The 17,465-nt window shown below is 60.6% G+C and carries 3 protein-coding genes; 1 reads left to right on the top strand and 2 read right to left on the bottom strand.

Annotation, left to right across the window (positions count from 1 at the left end; genetic code table 11):
* Positions 1 to 9: 9 nt before the first annotated feature.
* Both CK486_RS05270 and CK486_RS05265 read right to left on the bottom strand, forming a co-directional pair.
* Entirely contained in the window at positions 10 to 2,169 is a 2,160-nt protein-coding gene (locus CK486_RS05270; protein WP_095939235.1) for a type I secretion system permease/ATPase, read from the bottom strand.
* A gap of 22 nt (positions 2,170 to 2,191) precedes the next feature.
* Positions 2,192 to 3,550 (bottom strand): TolC family outer membrane protein, encoded by a 1,359-nt coding sequence (locus CK486_RS05265; RefSeq protein WP_095939234.1) that lies wholly within the window; start codon positions 3,548 to 3,550, stop codon positions 2,192 to 2,194.
* A 454-nt stretch (positions 3,551 to 4,004) separates the two neighbouring features.
* Here CK486_RS05265 and CK486_RS05255 point away from each other — a divergent pair, with 454 nt between their 5' ends.
* Positions 4,005 to 17,459: a retention module-containing protein gene (locus CK486_RS05255; RefSeq protein WP_141248885.1), complete on the top strand. Its 13,455-nt coding sequence runs from the start codon at positions 4,005 to 4,007 to the stop codon at positions 17,457 to 17,459.
* Positions 17,460 to 17,465 lie beyond the last annotated feature (6 nt).

Genomic DNA, 17,465 nt, shown 5'->3' with positions numbered 1-17,465 from the left:
CTTGTGTTCCTAGCCGAGAGCCGGACCGACCCGGCCTTTGCGCAACGCATCGATTACGGCGTCTTTTGGGCCGTCAGCCACAACATGGCCGTTGTCCAGCACCACCAGGCGTTCGACCAGTGACAGCATCGAGGCGCGGTGGGTAACCAGCAGCAAGGTTTTGCCTTTCGACCATTGTTCCAATCGGTGGCGCAGCGCGTCCTCACTGGTGTTGTCCATTGAGCTGGTGGGCTCATCCAGTAGCAGTATCGGTGGGTCAAGGAGCAGGGCGCGGGCCAGCAACACCATCTGCCTCTGGCCGCCGGAGAGCAGCTGGCCGCGCTCGCCAACGGGGCGGTCAAAACCTTGTGGATGCTGCCGGGCCAGCTCGGTGACGCCGGTGATATTGGCAACCTCCAACATGTGTTCGTCGCTGACGTAGTGGGCGCCCAGAGTCAGGTTGTCACGCAAACTCCCGGAGAGTAGTGGCAAGTCGTGGGCGACGTAACCGATCTGGTGGCGTAGATCAGCAACGTCGAGTTGGCGCAGGTCAATGCCGTCGACCAACAGCTGGCCTTCATCGGGGTTGTAGTAGTTCATCAACAGTCGTGCCAGCGTACTCTTGCCCGAGCCACTACGGCCGATGATGCCTATGCGCTCGCCAGGTTTGATGTGCAGACTGATGTTGCTCAGTGCGTTGCTGCTTTGCCCGGGGTAGCGAAAGCTCAATTGTCGAGCATCGATACCGCCATGCAGGCGTGTACGCTCCAGGGGGCGTTGTTCGGCATTGCGTTCCTGGGGAAGTGCCATCAGCGCATCGGTGCTGGTCATGGTCAGGCGAGCCTGCTGATAGCGGGTTATCAGACCGGCAATCTGCCCTAGTGGTGCCATGACTCGGCTGCCAAGCATGTAGCAGGCAACGAGTGCGCCAACGCTCATCTGCCCGGCAATGATCAGGTAAACCCCGCAGATAATGGTGGCCATACCTGCCAGCTGTTGCAGGAACAGTGTTCCATTGGTCGCAATCGAGGCGAGATTGCGCGCATGACTGTCGAGGCGGGTCAGCGCTCCGTGGGTGGTTTCCCAGCGATGCTGACGTTCGCTTTCGGCGCTACAGGCTTTGAGGGTTTCCAGACCCGCCAGGGTTTCAATCAGCAGCGCCTGGCGCTCGGCTCCGAGGCTAAGACTCTTTTGTACGGTGTCGCGCAGGCGCGCCTGGATTACTAGAGCGAATACTGCAGTGATTGGGAAGGCGATCAGGGGGATGATGACCAATGGTCCGCCGAGCAGGCCAATCACCAGCATCATCAGTAGGGCGAATGGCAGGTCGATCAGACTGGTCAGCGTCACCGCTGTAAGAAACTCTCGCAGTCCCTGGAAGTCGTGAATGCTTTGGGCAAATCCACCCACGGTGGCGGGGCGTGCCGCCATGGACATGCCGGTGATTCGTTCAAACAGTGTGGCTGAAAGCACCACATCGGTCTTTTTGCCAGCCATATCCAGCAGATAGGCGCGCAGCAGTCGCAGCAGTAGTTCGAATAGCGTGCCGATAAGCAGGCCAATGGTCAGCACCCAGAGTGTGGCTGTGGCCTGGTTGGGGACTACTCGGTCGTAAGTCTGCATGACAAACAGCGGGATCATCAGGCCCAGGAGGTTGATCATCAGACTGGCCAGTACAGCATCCGAATACAGCCAACGCGACAGTTTGAGTGTGTCCCGGAACCAGGCATTGACGCGAGGAAGCAGCGGTTCACGCAACTCTTCCAGCTCATGCCTTGGTCGGGCGTAAAGTGCTCGCCCGGAATAGGCCTCAGCCAGCGCGCTGCGTTCCACCCATTGCTCGCCGCCTTCGGCTTCACAAGGCAGGATCAACGCCTCATCATCTTTCCAGCGCTTGAGCACTGCACTGGTGCCGTCGTTGAGCAACAGCAGCACCGGTAGGTTGAGCGCGGAAATGTTCTTGAGCTCCCGCCGTAGCAGGCGAGCCTGCAGGCCAGCCCGTGCGGCTGAACGAGCCAGCAACTCGGGAGTAAGGCGCTGGTTGGGCAGCGGCAGGCCAGCCGTGAGGCTGGCTCTGCTGGCGCTGCGATTATGTTGCTGACAAAGAATCAGCAGACCATCGAGTAACGGATCGTCATGACTCTGCCTTGGGTCGCGATCCATGCCGCCTGGTTGCGCCATGCTGGTCAAGTGTACGGCTCCTGCGTGACAACTACTTCAGATTGGGCAGGCTCGCCTCACTCTTGACCTCGGTCAGGGCTACCGCTTCCGCCGGTACCACGACCCCTTGTTTGCGCAACAGCTCACCCATGGCAGCCATCAGGCGATACATGGAGAACTCTTCTATGTAGCGCACTTCGGTGTAGCGTCGATTGGCGGTAAAAAGCTCGTTTTCACTGTCGAGCAGATCCAGCAGGGTGCGCTGGCCAAGGCTGAATTGTTGCTGATAGGCCTCACGGGTGCTGGCGCTGTATTCGGCGTAGTCTCGTGCCCTGGGAGTCTGCAGGCGGGCATTTTCCAGAGCGTTCCAGGCCAGGTTGAGGTTCTCGTTGAGAACCCGCAGGGCATTGTTGCGAATGTCCATGGCTTCGTTGATCTGATAGGCAGCACCTTGCAGGCGTGCTTTATCGCGCATGCCGTTGAACAGGTTGTAGTTCATTACCACGGCGGCTCGCCAGCCCTTGTCGTGGCCTTCATCGCCGCCGTTGTTGTTACCGGCCGAGGTCGACAGCTCCGCGTCGAAACGCGGATAGAAGGGCGACTTGGCGACCTCATACTGCTTCTCGGCAGCCTGGACATCGGCCTGCGCGGATTTCAGGTAGGGGTTGTTGTTGATCACTACTTGGCGGGCACTGTTGACGTCCTCGGGAACCTCTCCCTTGATGGAGGCCGGTGATTCCAGTTCGTCAGCCATGCGCCCGGTTGCGCTGAAGAAGTTGGCTTCGGCATCGCGCAGATTGACCTGTTCTGTGTAGAGGTTGTTCTGTGCCAGGGCCAGACGGGCTGCGGATTGGTCACGGTCTGCGGTGCTGCCGACACCCTGGTCGCTGCGTAGGCTGATCTGATCATGTACGCGCTGGTGAGCGCGCAGGTTGTTCTCTGCCAGCGAAACCATCTCGCGTCGTTTTAGTACATCGAGGTAAACCTCGACGGTACGCAGAGCCAGGCTTTCTGCAGTGCCCAGCAGGTAATAGGCACGAGAATTCACTACCGCTTCGGTACGTGCGACTTCATTTGGCGTGTTGAAGCCGTCGAACAGCATTTGCCTCAGCCGCAACTCATTGGTGCTGTAAGTCAGAGTCTCAGTGTTGTGACTGCCAACGGGCACACGTGTAGAGGGGCTGTCGGTGTGCTCGCGACCGTAGCCGGAAAGCAGGTCTACGGTTGGTAGATATCCCCCCTTGGCAACCTTTACATCCTCATCGGCAACCAGTCGGCTGCTGGCACTGGCGGCTATCTCGGGATGGTTATCCAGAGTGCTTTGAATGGCTTCGGTGAGAGTCATTGCATGAAGCGATGTGCTTGCCATGGCAACCAGCATGGCGCTCCGCAGCGGAGTAAGTACGCGCATGAGGGTATCTCCTTTATATGAGTGCTTGAATAGGGTCGCCAATTAATTGCGTTTGCGCCATTTCGAGCAGGGGACTTAACAGACACTCAATAGCTAAGAACATCCTTGAGCCTAGCTTAGAAAAAAAGGACGCAACTTTTATGAGGAAAAAATCTTATGCAGAGCTGGGGATCAGGACCAATCTTGGATGCAGAAGTCCATACGAATCAGTGGTTTTTGACCGTTCGTCGGCTTCTAAGTGAATGATAGTCAGAACTCTGACGGGACGAATCGGGGAGTGAAATTGACGGGTAGCTGTATGGCAGACAGGGTGCCATTTTTTCGTCACTGTGTGCTTTTTGTGTGCTTGCGCCCATCAAGACTGATCGCCTCCTGCTGAATATCCGGTATCCGCAGAGCTACCTGGCTTTTTGCTATTGCCGTCAGTTACGACTGCAGCGTGGAGGATGGATTCATGGCTACTTTGATTGGTGTCGTCAGAACAGTTGTCGGCGAGGTGTTTGCGGTAGCAGGCGATGGGACTCGCCGCCCTCTCGCTGAAGGTGACCGGGTTTTTGCCGGTGAACAGATCGTCACAGGGGCTTCTGGCGCCGTCGCCATTCGTCTGACCAATGGCGGTGAGCTGACCGTAGGACGCGACAGTACGCTCCCTCTCGATGAGCAGATGCTGGCGGGTAGCAGTACGACACCATCAGCCGCCGCCGAAGATGCTCCTCCAGCGCCGCCAAGCCAGGATGAGTTGACCGAAGTTGAGCAATTGCAGGCTGCGATTGAAGCGGGCGTGGACCCTACTCAGGTGGGTGAAGCCACGGCGGCTGGCCCAGGTGCCGGTGGTGCAGGCGGTGCCGGTGGCGCTGGAGGAGTTGGAGGTGGGCACTCGTTTGTGTTGCTCTCAGAGGTTGGTGGTGCGCTTGATCCCACCATTGGCTATCCCACAGAGGGTTTGAGTACTGGTCCTGAGTTTCCGGATCCTGAACCTATAGTCGATCCCGATCCGATCCTGGATTTCACTCCTGAAATCATCGTCGAGTACGAGGATGCAGAAGGCACTATCGTTACCGGCCCTGCGGTTGTTGACGAGGAGGCATTGGCTGACGGGACCAACCCCGTCAGCGGTGCAGAGCAGGCCAGTGGCAACTTGCTGATCAACTCACCTGATGGGGTGGCCTCCGTTCAGATCCAAGATGTCAACGGTAATTGGATAGATGTTACCGCCGGTGGTGTAGTGCAGGGGCAGTATGGCGTTCTGGTTGTCGACGCCGCGGGTAACTGGACCTACACCCTGACCGACAACACCCTGAATCACGGCAATCCCAACGCCACAGGTGCTGCCGACCAGGTAGGCGAGAGCTTCGGCGTACGCATGTTCGACCTGGACGGCGATGTTTCGCCGACCGTGCAGCTGAATGTGCTGGTGAACGATGACGGCCCCATCCTGACGGAGGGCGAGGCTGCTCAGGTATCTGCCGCCGTTGACGAAGACGAAACTTCCGATGGCATCACCGACGGAGACTTCGTCACCAATGTCGCCAGCGGCGCTCCCGGTGCGCTGGGGGCGCTGGTCAACTTTGGCGCCGATGGCATTGGCAGCTTCGGTTTGTCAGGCAGCCCGGTGGCGATTGCCAGCCTGGAGGCCCAGGGGCTGACCTCTGGCGGCACAGCGCTGAGCTACAGCGTGGCGGGTAACGTGCTCACCGCATCGGCGGGCGGCGAAACCATTTTCACCCTGCAGGTGGGCGGCGACGGCAGCTTCACCTTTACCCTGGTTGGGCAGCTGGATCACCCGACTCCGGATGGCAACGATGATGAGTTTCTTGAGTTGCCGATCGACTTCTCCGGTGTCCTGACTGCAGTCGACGGTGATGGCGACTCGGTCGGCACCTTTAACGGCGGCAGCTTCGTTATCGATGTCGAGGATGATGTGCCGCAATGGGCGGGTAGTCGTGACGAAGGCGAATTTGCGCGGCAGGATTTCCCGCAAGTCACGGGCATCGTCCACGAGGATGCGCTCAGCAGTGGCGATGGTGCGCCCCATGATGGCAATCCAGAGGGTGGTCAGACTACAACGGCCACCGGACTGGCGGGCTCGCTTTCAGCCCTGGTCAACTTCGGTGCCGATGGCCCTGGCGACTTTGGGTTGTCTACGGATGTCAGCTCCCTCGACTTGCAAGGGCTCACCTCCAGCGGCGATCCGCTGACCTACGAGGTGGTTGGCAATGTACTGACTGCCAGCGCCGGCGGCGAAACCATTTTCACCCTGACCGTCAACGGCGACGGTAGTTGGGAGTTTGTACTGCAGGGTCCGATAGAACATCCGATTGCCGATGGCGGCTTTGACTCGGAAGACCTGCCCGGTCTGGGTATCGATTTCTCGGGCATCCTCACTGCGACCGACGGTGATGGAGATCCATTGGTAGGCGGCTTCCCCTCCGGTAGCTTTACCGTCGACATCGAGGATGACGTGCCGGTGCTGGCGGGAGGCGAAGAGGGTAGCTCCGTCTCCGGTGTGGTTCATGAGGATGCGTTGAGCGTGGGCAGCGGTGCTCCCTACCAGGGGAACCCGGAGGGCAGTCAGACCACGACCGTGGGCAGTGCTACCACGGGTTCGCTCAGTGGCTTGGTCAGTTTCGGTGCCGATGGGCCCGGCGAATTCGGGCTGTCTACTGATGTCAGCTCCCTGGAGGCCCAAGACCTCAAGTCCGGCGGTGATCCGCTGACCTACGAGGTGGTTGGCAATGTGCTGACGGCTATAGCTGGCGGCGAAACCATCTTCACCCTTACGGTGAATACCGATGGCAGCTGGGAGTTCGTGCTCGAAGGCCCTCTGGATCATCCGGTTCCCGATGGCAGTTTTGACAGTGAACTGCTGCCGGCATTGGGCGTCGACTTCTCCGGCGTGCTGACCGTTACGGATGGCGATGGCGACCCGCTGGCCGGTGGCTTCCCGGCCGGCAGTTTCACCGTCAACGTCGAGGACGATGTGCCGCGTCCGGATGGTGGCGAGAAGACGGTCATCCATCAGGAGGTTCAGGAAGACGCTCTGACCCTGCTCGACGGTGCCCCCTACGAGGGCAACGAGGAGGGTGGCCAGACCACCATTGCCGCCGGTGACCCGGGCGACCTGTTTGCGCTGATCGACTTCGGTGCCGACGGTCCCGGCAGCGTAGGGCTCTCCAGCGACACCAGTTCGCTCGATGCGCAGGACCTCAAGTCCGAGGGCACCGAGCTGACCTACAGCGTGGTCGGCAACGTGCTGACCGCGACTGCCAACGGCAATACCATTTTCACCCTCACCGTGGATGCCAATGGCAGCTACGAGTTCGTACTGAGTGGCCCGCTCGATCACCCGATCGCGGACAGCGCGCTGGATGGTGAGACGCTGGCCGGTCTGGGCATCGACTTCTCGCAGATGATCACTGCCACCGATGGCGACGGTGACCCGATGGCCGTGAATCTGCCGAACGGCAGCTTCGCCATTGATGTCGAGGATGACGTTCCGGTGGCCCGCGAGATCGGGCAGCGTCCATGGGTCAGCAACCAGGTCGACGAGGATGAGTTGCCCGGCGGTATCACCGATGGCGACACCACCGGAACCGTGGCTACAGGCGCCGAGGGTGCGCTGTTTGCGGCCATCAACTTCGGGGCCGATGGCCCCGGCACGGTTGGCCTGACTGGCAGCCCAGCTGCGATCGGCGCTCTGCAGGCGCAAGGCCTGACCTCCGGAGGTGTGGCGCTGAGCTTCACCGTGGTCGGCAATCTGCTGACTGCCACCGCTGGCGGCAATACCATCTTCACCCTGCAGGTGGAGGGTGACGGCAGTTACACCTTCACCCTGTCCGGTCCGCTGGATCATCCGGTGGCTGACGGCACGCCGGCCGGCGACAGCGAGCTGTTGGCGTCGGGCATCGACTTCTCGTCGGTGATCACCGCCACCGACGGCGATGGCGACCCGCTGAGTGGGCTGAATCCGGGCAGCTTCGTGATTCGTGTGGAAGATGATATTCCGGTGGCTGTCGAGCTGAAGTACGACAGCGAGCAGAACCCTATCCCGGTGGTCACGGCCAATGTCGACGAGGACGAACTGGCGGGTGGCATCGGTGATGGCGACGGTGAAGGTACCTCGGTATCCGGTCCTATCGGTTCACTCAATGCGCTGGTCAACTTCGGCGCTGATGGTGCGGGTGACTTCGGCCTGAGTGACGATCCGCTCGATATTGCGACCCTGGAGGCACAGGGCCTGACCTCGGACTCCATTGCGCTGAGTTACTCGGTGGTCGGCAATGTGCTGACTGCCACTGCCGGTGGCAATCCGGTCTTCACCCTCACGGTCAATCCCGACGGCAGCTACAGCTTCGAGCTGCAGGGGCCGCTGGATCATCCGCTGCCTGGCAGCACCGATGATGACCAGTTGCTCGGGCTGCCGATCGACTTCTCCGGTGTGCTGACCGCCACCGATGGCGATGGCGACCCGGTGGATGGCTTTGCCGATGGCAGCTTCGTGATCAATGTCGAAGACGACATACCGGTGGCCCAGGACGACCAGGCCACCGTACTGTCGGGCCAGACCCAGGACGTCAACCTGGTGTTCGTGCTGGACTTCAGCGGTAGCATCAGCGACAGCGAGCTGAATCAGATGCTCGATGCCGTGCGCACGGCTGGGCAAGAGCTGTTCAACACGGCGACCGGAGCTGTTCAGGTTCAACTGGTGGTGTTTTCGGAGAGTGCACTGTCGTTCGGGCCGTTTGACAGCGTCGCTGCCTTCACTGCCCAGATCAACGGCCTCAATCCGTCCGAGCCGGGCGGCGTGCGTCCCAACTCCATTGGTAATGGCACCGATTTCACCGATGCCATCGAAGAGACCATGGATGCGTTTACACCGCTGCCGGGCTGGAACAATCAGGTAGTGTTCATCAGCGACGGCAACCCCAATCAGCAGACAGGCACCGGCGGGAATTCGCTGGCCGACAGCACGGCGACTGCCTGGAACAACTTCGTCGACAGCAACGGCATTACCGTGACCACTATCGGCGTCGGTAACGGCATTATCGATCAGCGCCTGGAAGACGTGGATCTGGATGCCGGGCCGAACAACGACCCGCTGCGAGTCGACGACTTCGATGATCTGGTCGACACCCTGGTGGACCAGGTCACCGGAGGTCTGGTCACCGGCAATGTCCTGCAGGGCAACGACAATGCCGTAGGCGGTGGCGATGACGATGCCTACGGCGCGGATGGTCCCGGCCGTATCCTGTCCCTTGAGATCGACGGTGTTACCTACACCTGGGATGGCGTACTGGATGGCGATGAGCAGCTGAGCAACGTGCTCACCCTTGCCGGTGGCAAGCTGAGCTTCAACTTCCAGACTGGCGCCTGGAGCTACCAGGCTCCGGCCAATCTCGATGGCGACAAGACGGAGACCTTCGATTACGTCATCGTCGACAATGACGGCGACCCGTCCACCGCAACGCTGACCATCCATGTGGAAGATACCGGTCCAGTGGAGGGTTTTGTCGATGAGGACAATCTGCCCGATGGCATCGATGATCTGGACTCGGTGACCGATTCCGTCAGCGGCAGCGTGGCCGAGCTGGTGGTCGGCCCCGATGCCGGGTTGCACTTCACCCTGTCCACCGACACCAGTGGCATCACTCCGGCTTCTTCCGGTGGTGTGGCGCTGGTCTACAGCGTACTGGGCAATACCCTTACCGCGACCGCTGGTCCTGCCGGCCCCGTGGTGTTCACCCTGCAGGTGATTGATAACGGCGACTACACCTTCAATCTGGAGAAGGCGCTGGATCATCCTGCCGATGGCAGCAATGACAACCAACTGCTGACGCTGGATTTCTCAAGCATCCTGCAGGCCAACGACGGCAGTGCGCCGTTGACCCTGGCTGGCAACTTCCTGATCCATGTCGAAGACGACATTCCGCTCGTCGATGCGGTGCTCAGCGGCCAGCAGCCCGTTGCCCTCAACACACAGGATGCCGAAACGATCGGGAGCAATTTCGATTCGGCCAGCAGCAACTTCAGCGGTGCCTTCTCGGCCACCGCCAACCACGGTGCCGATGGTCCCGGCGCGGTGACCTGGAGCTATTCCATGGTCCTGCTGGTTGCCGAAGGGACGCTCGCCGGCCTCAGCAGCGATGGTGCCGCCATTCGCCTTTATCAGACACCGGGTGGCACCATCATCGGCTCCACGGCTGGTAGCGAGGGAGCCATCAGCGGCAGCAATACCATCTTCACCCTGTCGGTCAACGGCTCGGGCGTCGTCACCCTGAACCAGTATCAGGAGATCGACCATGAGTTGCCAGGTGCCAATGGCAACTACGACAGTCAGGAGGCCCTGCTGGGCGCGAATCTGGTTGGCTTGCAGGGCACGGCAACCATTCGCGATTACGACCAGGATACCCACTCCGACAGTGTGACCCTGGACCTCGGCGGCAAGGTTGCCTTCGATGACCATGGCCCCAGCATCAGCCTGGGCTTCGGCCAGCATTCGGAGGTGCTCAATACCCAGGATGCGCAGACGATTGGCGGTGCTTCAGACAGTGATACCGACTCTTTCTCCGGTGCGTTCACCATCACCAGTCAGAATTACGGTGCCGATGGTGCGGGAGGTGTCAGTTCCAGCTATGCATTGACCATGATCGCCGCGGAGGGCACTTCCTCTGGGCTCAGCAGCGACGGCGCTACCGTCTATCTCTACGAGAGCGGAGGAGTGATCTACGGCTCGACCTCGGCCAGCGAGGCGGGCGTCGATCCGAGCAATACCATCTTCACCCTCTCGGTGAACTCGGCGACCGGCCAGGTCACCCTGACCCAGTTCGAGGAGATTGACCATAGCGCCCCGGGTGTCGGCAGCAACTACGGCAACCAGGAAGCCGTGCTGGGCAGCGGCCTCGTAGGCCTGAAGGGCACAGTGGTGATCACTGACGGTGACGGCGATACCGCCAGTGCCGACAAGACCCTCGACCTCGGTGGCAAGGTGGCGTTCGACGACGACGGCCCTCGCATCACGCTGGGCTTTGGAACCGCGCCGGTGCCGACCCTGAATACCCAGGATGCCCAGACCATAGGTGCCAGCTCCGATACCGATACCGGCAACTTCGGCGGTGCTCTGGTCGTCTCTTCATCCAGCCACGGTGCTGATGGTCCCGGCAACATTGTCCAGTCTTACAGCCTCAACCTGCTGTCTGGCGGCAATGGTCCACTGGCCTCTGGCATGAACAGCGCCGCAGGCCCCATCTACCTGTACAAGATTGGTGGTGAGATTGTTGGCTCCTCCTCGGCAACCCTTGTCGGGGTGGCGGCTGGCAACACCGTCTTCTCACTGGCGGTGAACTCGGGCACTGGCCAGGTCACCCTGACCCAGTTCCAGGAAATCTTCCACGATGCCCCCGGTTCCGCCAGTAACTACAGCAGCCAGGAGGAAGTGCTGCTCGCCGGCAAGATCGGCCTGACCCTGACGGCCACCATCACCGATGGTGACGGTGACTTCGCCACCGCCGACAAGACCCTGGATCTGGGTGGCAAGATCGCCTTTGACGATGACGGTCCCTCCACCAGTGCCAATGCTGTTGTGCAACTGGATGACGATGCCCTGGCAGGCGGTATAGCCGGCGGCCCTGCTGGTAGCGATGATGCCGACGCGCTGAATGTGAGCGGCACGCTGCAGCACAACTTCGGTGCCGATGGCGCGGGTGTGTTGAAGTGGCTGGAGTCCGGTGCGCCGGGTGGCTTCACCTATCAGGCCAGCCCGGATGGCTCGCAGTTGCTGGTCAAGCAGGGTGGCACGACGGTGCTGACCTTGACGCTGAACAGCGCGACCGGTGCCTATACCGTCACCCAGAATGCCCCTATCCAGCATGCCAATGCTGATCTGGAGAACAACCAGCCGTTCACCCTGACCTATCAGGTCACCGACAAGGATGGTGACACCACCACCGGGTCGCTGACCGTCAATGTCGACGACGACACACCGGTAGCCCAGGACGACGTGGCTTACGTCTCCACGGGGCAGACCGAGGACATCAACATGGTGTTCGTCCTCGACTTCAGCGGCAGCATCAGCACCAGCGAGCTGAACCTGATGCTGGACGCCGTGCGCACGGCCGGTCAGGAACTGTTCGCCAGCGCCGGTGGCGCCGTGCAGGTTCAGCTGGTGGTGTTCTCGGAAAGTGCACTGTCGTTCGGGCCGTTCGACAGTGCGGCCGCCTTCGCTGCCCAGGTCAACGCCCTCAATCCGTCCGAGCCGGGGGGCGTGCGGCCCAACACCATCGGCAATGGCACCGACTTCACCGATGCCATCGAAGAGACCATGGATACGTTCACGCCGCTGCCGGGCTGGAACAACCAGGTGGTGTTCATCAGCGACGGTAACCCCAACCAGCAGACCGGCACCGGCGGTAATTCGCTGGCCGACAGCACGGCGACTGCCTGGAACAACTTTATCGACAGCAACGGCATCACGGTGACCACCATCGGCATCGGTAACGGCATCGTCGACCAGCGTCTGGAGGATGTGGACCTGGATGCCGGCCCGAACAACGATCCGCTGCGGGTGGATGATTTCGACGATCTGGTCGACACCCTGCTCGACGATGTGGTGGGTGGTCTGGTCAACGGCAACGTGCTGCATGGCAGCGACGGCGTCAACAATGGCGGTAGCGGTGACGACGACGGTTATGGCGCCGACGGCCCGGGCCGGATTCTGTCCATCGAGATCAACGGCATCACCTACGTATGGAATGGCGCCGGGGTGATCGACCCGAGCAGCGGGCCGAATATCCTGGGTAATCAGCTGACCGACATTCCCACTGCGGGCGGCGGTGAACTGGACTTCAACTTCGCCACCGGTGCCTGGACCTACCGTGCACCCAGCACCAGCAGTGGCGATAAGGTCGAGACCTTCGACTATGTCATCGTCGATAAGGATGGCGACCCTTCCGAGGCTACCCTCACGGTCTATGTCGAGGACATCAGCCCGGTCATCGCCAAGGTTGACGAGGATGAGCTGCCCGGCGGTATTACCGATAACGACACGGTGACTACGGTTGCAACCGGCAACCTCAGCGATCTGGCGATTGGTCCCTCTGCCGGTGTGCAGTTTGGCCTTTCCACCAATACCGCGGGTCTTGCTCCAGTGACCTCTGGTGGCGTGGCTCTCGTGTACAGCGTGTCTGGGGGTACGCTGACCGCCAAGGCTGGAGTCGCAGGCCCAACCGTGTTCACTCTGACGGTGGAGACGGATGGGGACTACACCTTCACCCTCAGCCGGCCGGTCGACCACCCGCTGGGCAATGGCGACGATAACGAGCTGCTGGTGATGAACTTTGCCAGCATCCTGCAGGCCAGTAATGGCGCGACCCCCGTGGCCCTGGCCGGTGATTTCCTGGTACAGATCGAGGATGACGTGCCGGCTATTGCGGCGGGCTCTGCTCCGGCAGATTCGCTGCAGGTGGACGAAACCAACCTGAGCGTGAATGCCAGTACCAACTTCGCCGGCGCCTTCACTGGCGGTTACGGCGGCGATGGCAGCGGAACCACCACCTACAACCTCAGCGTTAGTGCCCCCGGCGTGGACAGTGGTCTGGATGACTCTGCCACCGGCAGCAACATCCTGCTGTACAACGAGGCTGGAGTAATCGTGGGGCGGGTTGGCGGCGCGGGTGGGCAGATTGCTTTCACCGTTTCGGTGAATGGCTCGGGCGTCGTCTCGCTCGATCAACTCCGTGCGATCGTGCATACCCCCAATAGCGGAGCCGATCAGGAAAGCAGCCTGGGTGCTGCCAACCTGATTCGGTTGACGGCCACCATCACCGACAAGGATGGTGACAGTACTTCAGCCACGCTCAATCTGGGCGAGGCCATCAGCTTCCGCGATGATGGCCCGAGCATCAGTGTCGGTGTTGCGACGGCAGATAGCTTGCAGGTGGATGAAACCAGCCTCAGTACCAATGCCAGCACCAGCTTCGCGGGTGCCTTCACGGGTAGCTACGGTGCCGACGGTGCGGGCACCACCACATATGCGCTGGGCGTCAGTTCGGCCGGTGTGGACAGCGGTCTGGATGACTCCGCCACCGGCAGTAACATCCTGCTGTACAACGAAGCGGGTGTGATTGTCGGCCGGGTTGGTGGTGCGGGTGGGCAGATTGCTTTCACCGTCACGGTGAATGGCTCGGGTCTGGTCACGCTTGATCAACAACGCGCGATCATCCATACCCCCAATACCGGAGTTGATCAGGAAAGCAGCCTGGGTGCGGCCAATCTGGTCCAGCTGACTGCGACTATCACCGACAGGGATGGCGACAGTACTTCAGCCACGCTCAATCTGGGCGAGGCCATCAGCTTCCGTGACGATGGTCCGAGCATCAGTGCAGGCTCGGCCGGTATCGACACATTGCAGGTGGACGAAAGCAATCTGCTCGGGGATGCCAGCACCAACTTTGCTGGTGCGTTCAGCGGCAATTACGGTGCAGATGGCGCCGGAAGTACCACCTACAGCCTCAGCGTCAGTGCGGCGGGTGTGGACAGTGGTCTGGATGACTCCGCCACCGGCAGCAATATCCTGCTGTACAACGAGGCTGGAGTGATAGTCGGCAGGGTTGGTGGTCTAGGTGGGCAGATTGCCTTCACGGTCACGGTAAACGGCTCCGGCCAGGTCACCCTGGATCAGCAGAGGGCGATCATCCACACTCCCAACTCCGGCGTCGACCAGGAGTCGAGCCTGGGTGCGGCCAATATGGTTCAGCTCAGCGCCACCATCACCGACAAGGACGGCGACAGCAGCACGGCCACGCTCAATCTGGGCAATGCCATCAGCTTCCGCGACGACGGTCCGAGTATCTCCGCGGGTGCGGTGACCGCCGATAGCCTGCAGGTGGACGAAAGCGATCTGACGGTCAACGCCACGACCAACTTCGCCGGCGTGTTCACCAGCAGCTATGGTGCCGATGGCGCGGGTAGCATCACCTACGCCCTTGGCGTCAGCTCGGCCGGTGTAGACAGTGGTCTGGATGATTCCGTCACGGGTAGCAATATCCTGCTCTACAACGAGAGCGGCACCATCGTGGGCCGTGTTGGCGGTGTGGGTGGGCAGATTGCCTTCACTGTCACGGTCAACGGCTCCGGTCAGGTCACGCTGGATCAGCAGCGGGCGATCATTCACACCCCCAACGCCGGCGTCGATCAGGAGTCGAGCCTGGGGGCGGCCAACCTGGTTCAGCTAAGCGCCACCATCACCGACAAGGATGGCGATAGCAACACAGCCACGGTGAACCTGGGCAATGCCATCAGCTTCCGTGATGACGGCCCCAGCATCAGCGCTGGCCCGGTGACCGCCGATAGTCTGCAGGTGGATGAGAGCAACCTGGCGACCAATGCCACGACCAGTTTCGCCGGCTCCTTCTCCAGCAGCTACGGAGCTGATGGTGCGGGTAGCATCACCTATGCCCTTGGCGTCAGCTCGGCCGGCGTAGACAGTGGATTGGATGACTCGGCCACGGGCAGCAATATCCTGCTCTACAACGAGAGCGGAACCATCGTGGGCCGGGTTGGGGGTGCAGGCGGGCAGGTTGCCTTTACGGTTACGGTCAATGGTTCTGGCCAGGTGACCCTGGATCAGCAGCGTGCAATCGTGCATACGCCCAATAGTGGGCCGGATCAGGAAACCAGCCTTGGGGCTGCCAACCTGGTGCAACTGACCGCGACCATCACCGACAAGGATGGTGATACGAGCACTGCCACCATCAACCTCGGCAATGCCATCAGCTTCCGCGATGATGCGCCGAGTGCAGTCAATCAGACCCAATCCGGCCAGGCGGCGGTCAGTCTGAACAGCAACCTGCTGATCGTGCTGGATGTCTCCGGCAGCATGGGGGATGCCTCGGGCGTTGGTAGCATGGATCGCTTGCAGGTGGCGAAGAATGCTCTGCTGGAACTGTTGGAGCAGTACGACGCACTTGGAGATGTGCGCGTCAGCTTTGTCACCTTTTCCTCAGGGGCTAATGTCGAGAGCACGTGGGTAACGGTTACGGAGGCCAAGGCTGCCATTCTCGCCACCAGTGACGGTGGCAGTACCAACTATGACGAGGCTCTGATAGACGCCATCAACGTCTATGACGATGCCGGCAAGCTGGCCACCGGCAACGTACAGAACGTTGCCTACTTCCTCTCTGATGGGTATCCCAATACGCCGTCCGATGATGCTGGAATATCCAATGTGGCGGGATCGGCCGCAGGCTGGCCGACACCCTATTCCAACGGCGGCGTGTCGGAGGAGCAGGCTTGGATCAACTTCCTCACGGCAAATAACATCCGCTCCTATGCGCTGGGTATGGGAACGGGTGTTGATGCCTCGGCACTCAATCCGATTGCCTACAACGGTACCGCTGGCGGTGGAAACACCAATGCCATTGAGGTCGATGACCTGAATGACCTCACGGCAACCCTGGTGGCTACCGCTCAGGCTTCACCGATTCCTGGCAACCTTACGAGCGGTGGCGGCTTTGGTGCTGATGGCGGTTTCGTGGGCAGCCTGGTGATTGCCGGCAAGACCTACAGCTACGACAAACTCACCAACACCTTTGTTGCCTCTGGTCCCGGTGCCAACAATGGCAGTCTGAGCGGCAACGTGTTGACGGTGACCATGGGCGGCGGCTCGAGCATCGCAGTGAACATGCTCACCGGGTCTTATACCTACACACCGCCGAGTGCCATCAACTCGATTGTGGTGGCGACCATCGCCTTCACACTCATCGACAATGACGGCGATGCCGCATCGGCCAACCTCAATATCAACATCACCCCCGGTCAGGGCGCGATGGTCATCCGCGATGATCTGGTTTTGACCAATGTGAACACGCAGGCAGGTGACGATGTCATCAATATTCCGACCTGGGCGCTGCTGGCCAACGATACGGGGTCGAGCAGTGGCTTGCTCTCAGTGTTTAATGTTTCGGGGGCAGCGGATGGTTTCGCCGGCTTGGGCGTCGGCACAGTCAGTTTCACTGAGGAGAACGGCAGCGCAAGCGATGGCGGTCGCTTCAACTACTGTGCCTCCATCAATGGCAGTTCAGTGCTGGACACTGCGGTTGTGGATGTGACTCGCAGCGCAGGCTCAAACACCCTAACCGGCACCTTCCGCAATGAGATTCTGCTTGGCCGGGATGGCACCGCAGATAGCCTCAACGGTGGTGATGGCGACGATGTGCTGATCGGCCTGGGCGGCAACGATACCCTGGACGGTGGTACTGGCAACGACATCCTGGCTGGTGGGCTGGGTAACGACACCTTGATAGGCGGTACAGGTGTCGATGCCGCGACCTACATCGACATCGGAGCCAGCGTGAGCGTCAGCCTGAACACCGGGCTTCAGCAAAACACGGGCGGTGCTGGACTCGATACCCTCAGCGGAATCGAGAACCTGATTGGTTCCAACTTTGGCGACACCCTTACGGGTAACGGTAGTGCCAACGTGCTGTTCGGCGCCGGCGGCAATGACACCCTGGTTGGCCTGGGTGGCGATGACTTCCTGATCGGCGGGGTGGGTGGCGACACCATGTCGGGTGGTTCCGGAAAAGACACCTACGTCTGGCAGAAAGGTGGGCTCGGTGGTGGCCTGGATCACATCACCGACTTCAATCTCGATGCAAGTGGCGTCAATTCCGACAAGTTGGATCTGTCGCAGCTGCTCTCGGGGGTTGGAAGTAACCCGACTGACCTGCAGAACTATCTGGACTTCGCCTTTGCAGGCACGACCACTACCATTGATGTCCGAGCTGAGGCAGCAGGTCCAGTGGTACAGCAGGTAATGCTGGATAACATCAACCTGTCGACGTTCTACGGCTCCAGCAATGAGGCTACGATCATCACCAACCTGTTGGATGACAATGCACTGAAAACTGCCTGATAGACA

It is taken from the genome of Pseudomonas sp. HAR-UPW-AIA-41 (assembly GCF_002304225.1).
Taxonomy (GTDB): domain Bacteria; phylum Pseudomonadota; class Gammaproteobacteria; order Pseudomonadales; family Pseudomonadaceae; genus Aquipseudomonas.
Note: the sequence above shows the minus strand (reverse complement) of the source record. Positions and strands in the feature narration are given on the sequence as shown.

Coding starts and splice junctions, on each gene's coding strand:
- CK486_RS05265 (WP_095939234.1), bottom strand. CDS start 3,550: ATGCGCGTACTTACTCCGCTGCGGAGCGCCATGCTGGTTGCCATGGCA.
- CK486_RS05255 (WP_141248885.1), top strand. CDS start 4,005: ATGGCTACTTTGATTGGTGTCGTCAGAACAGTTGTCGGCGAGGTGTTT.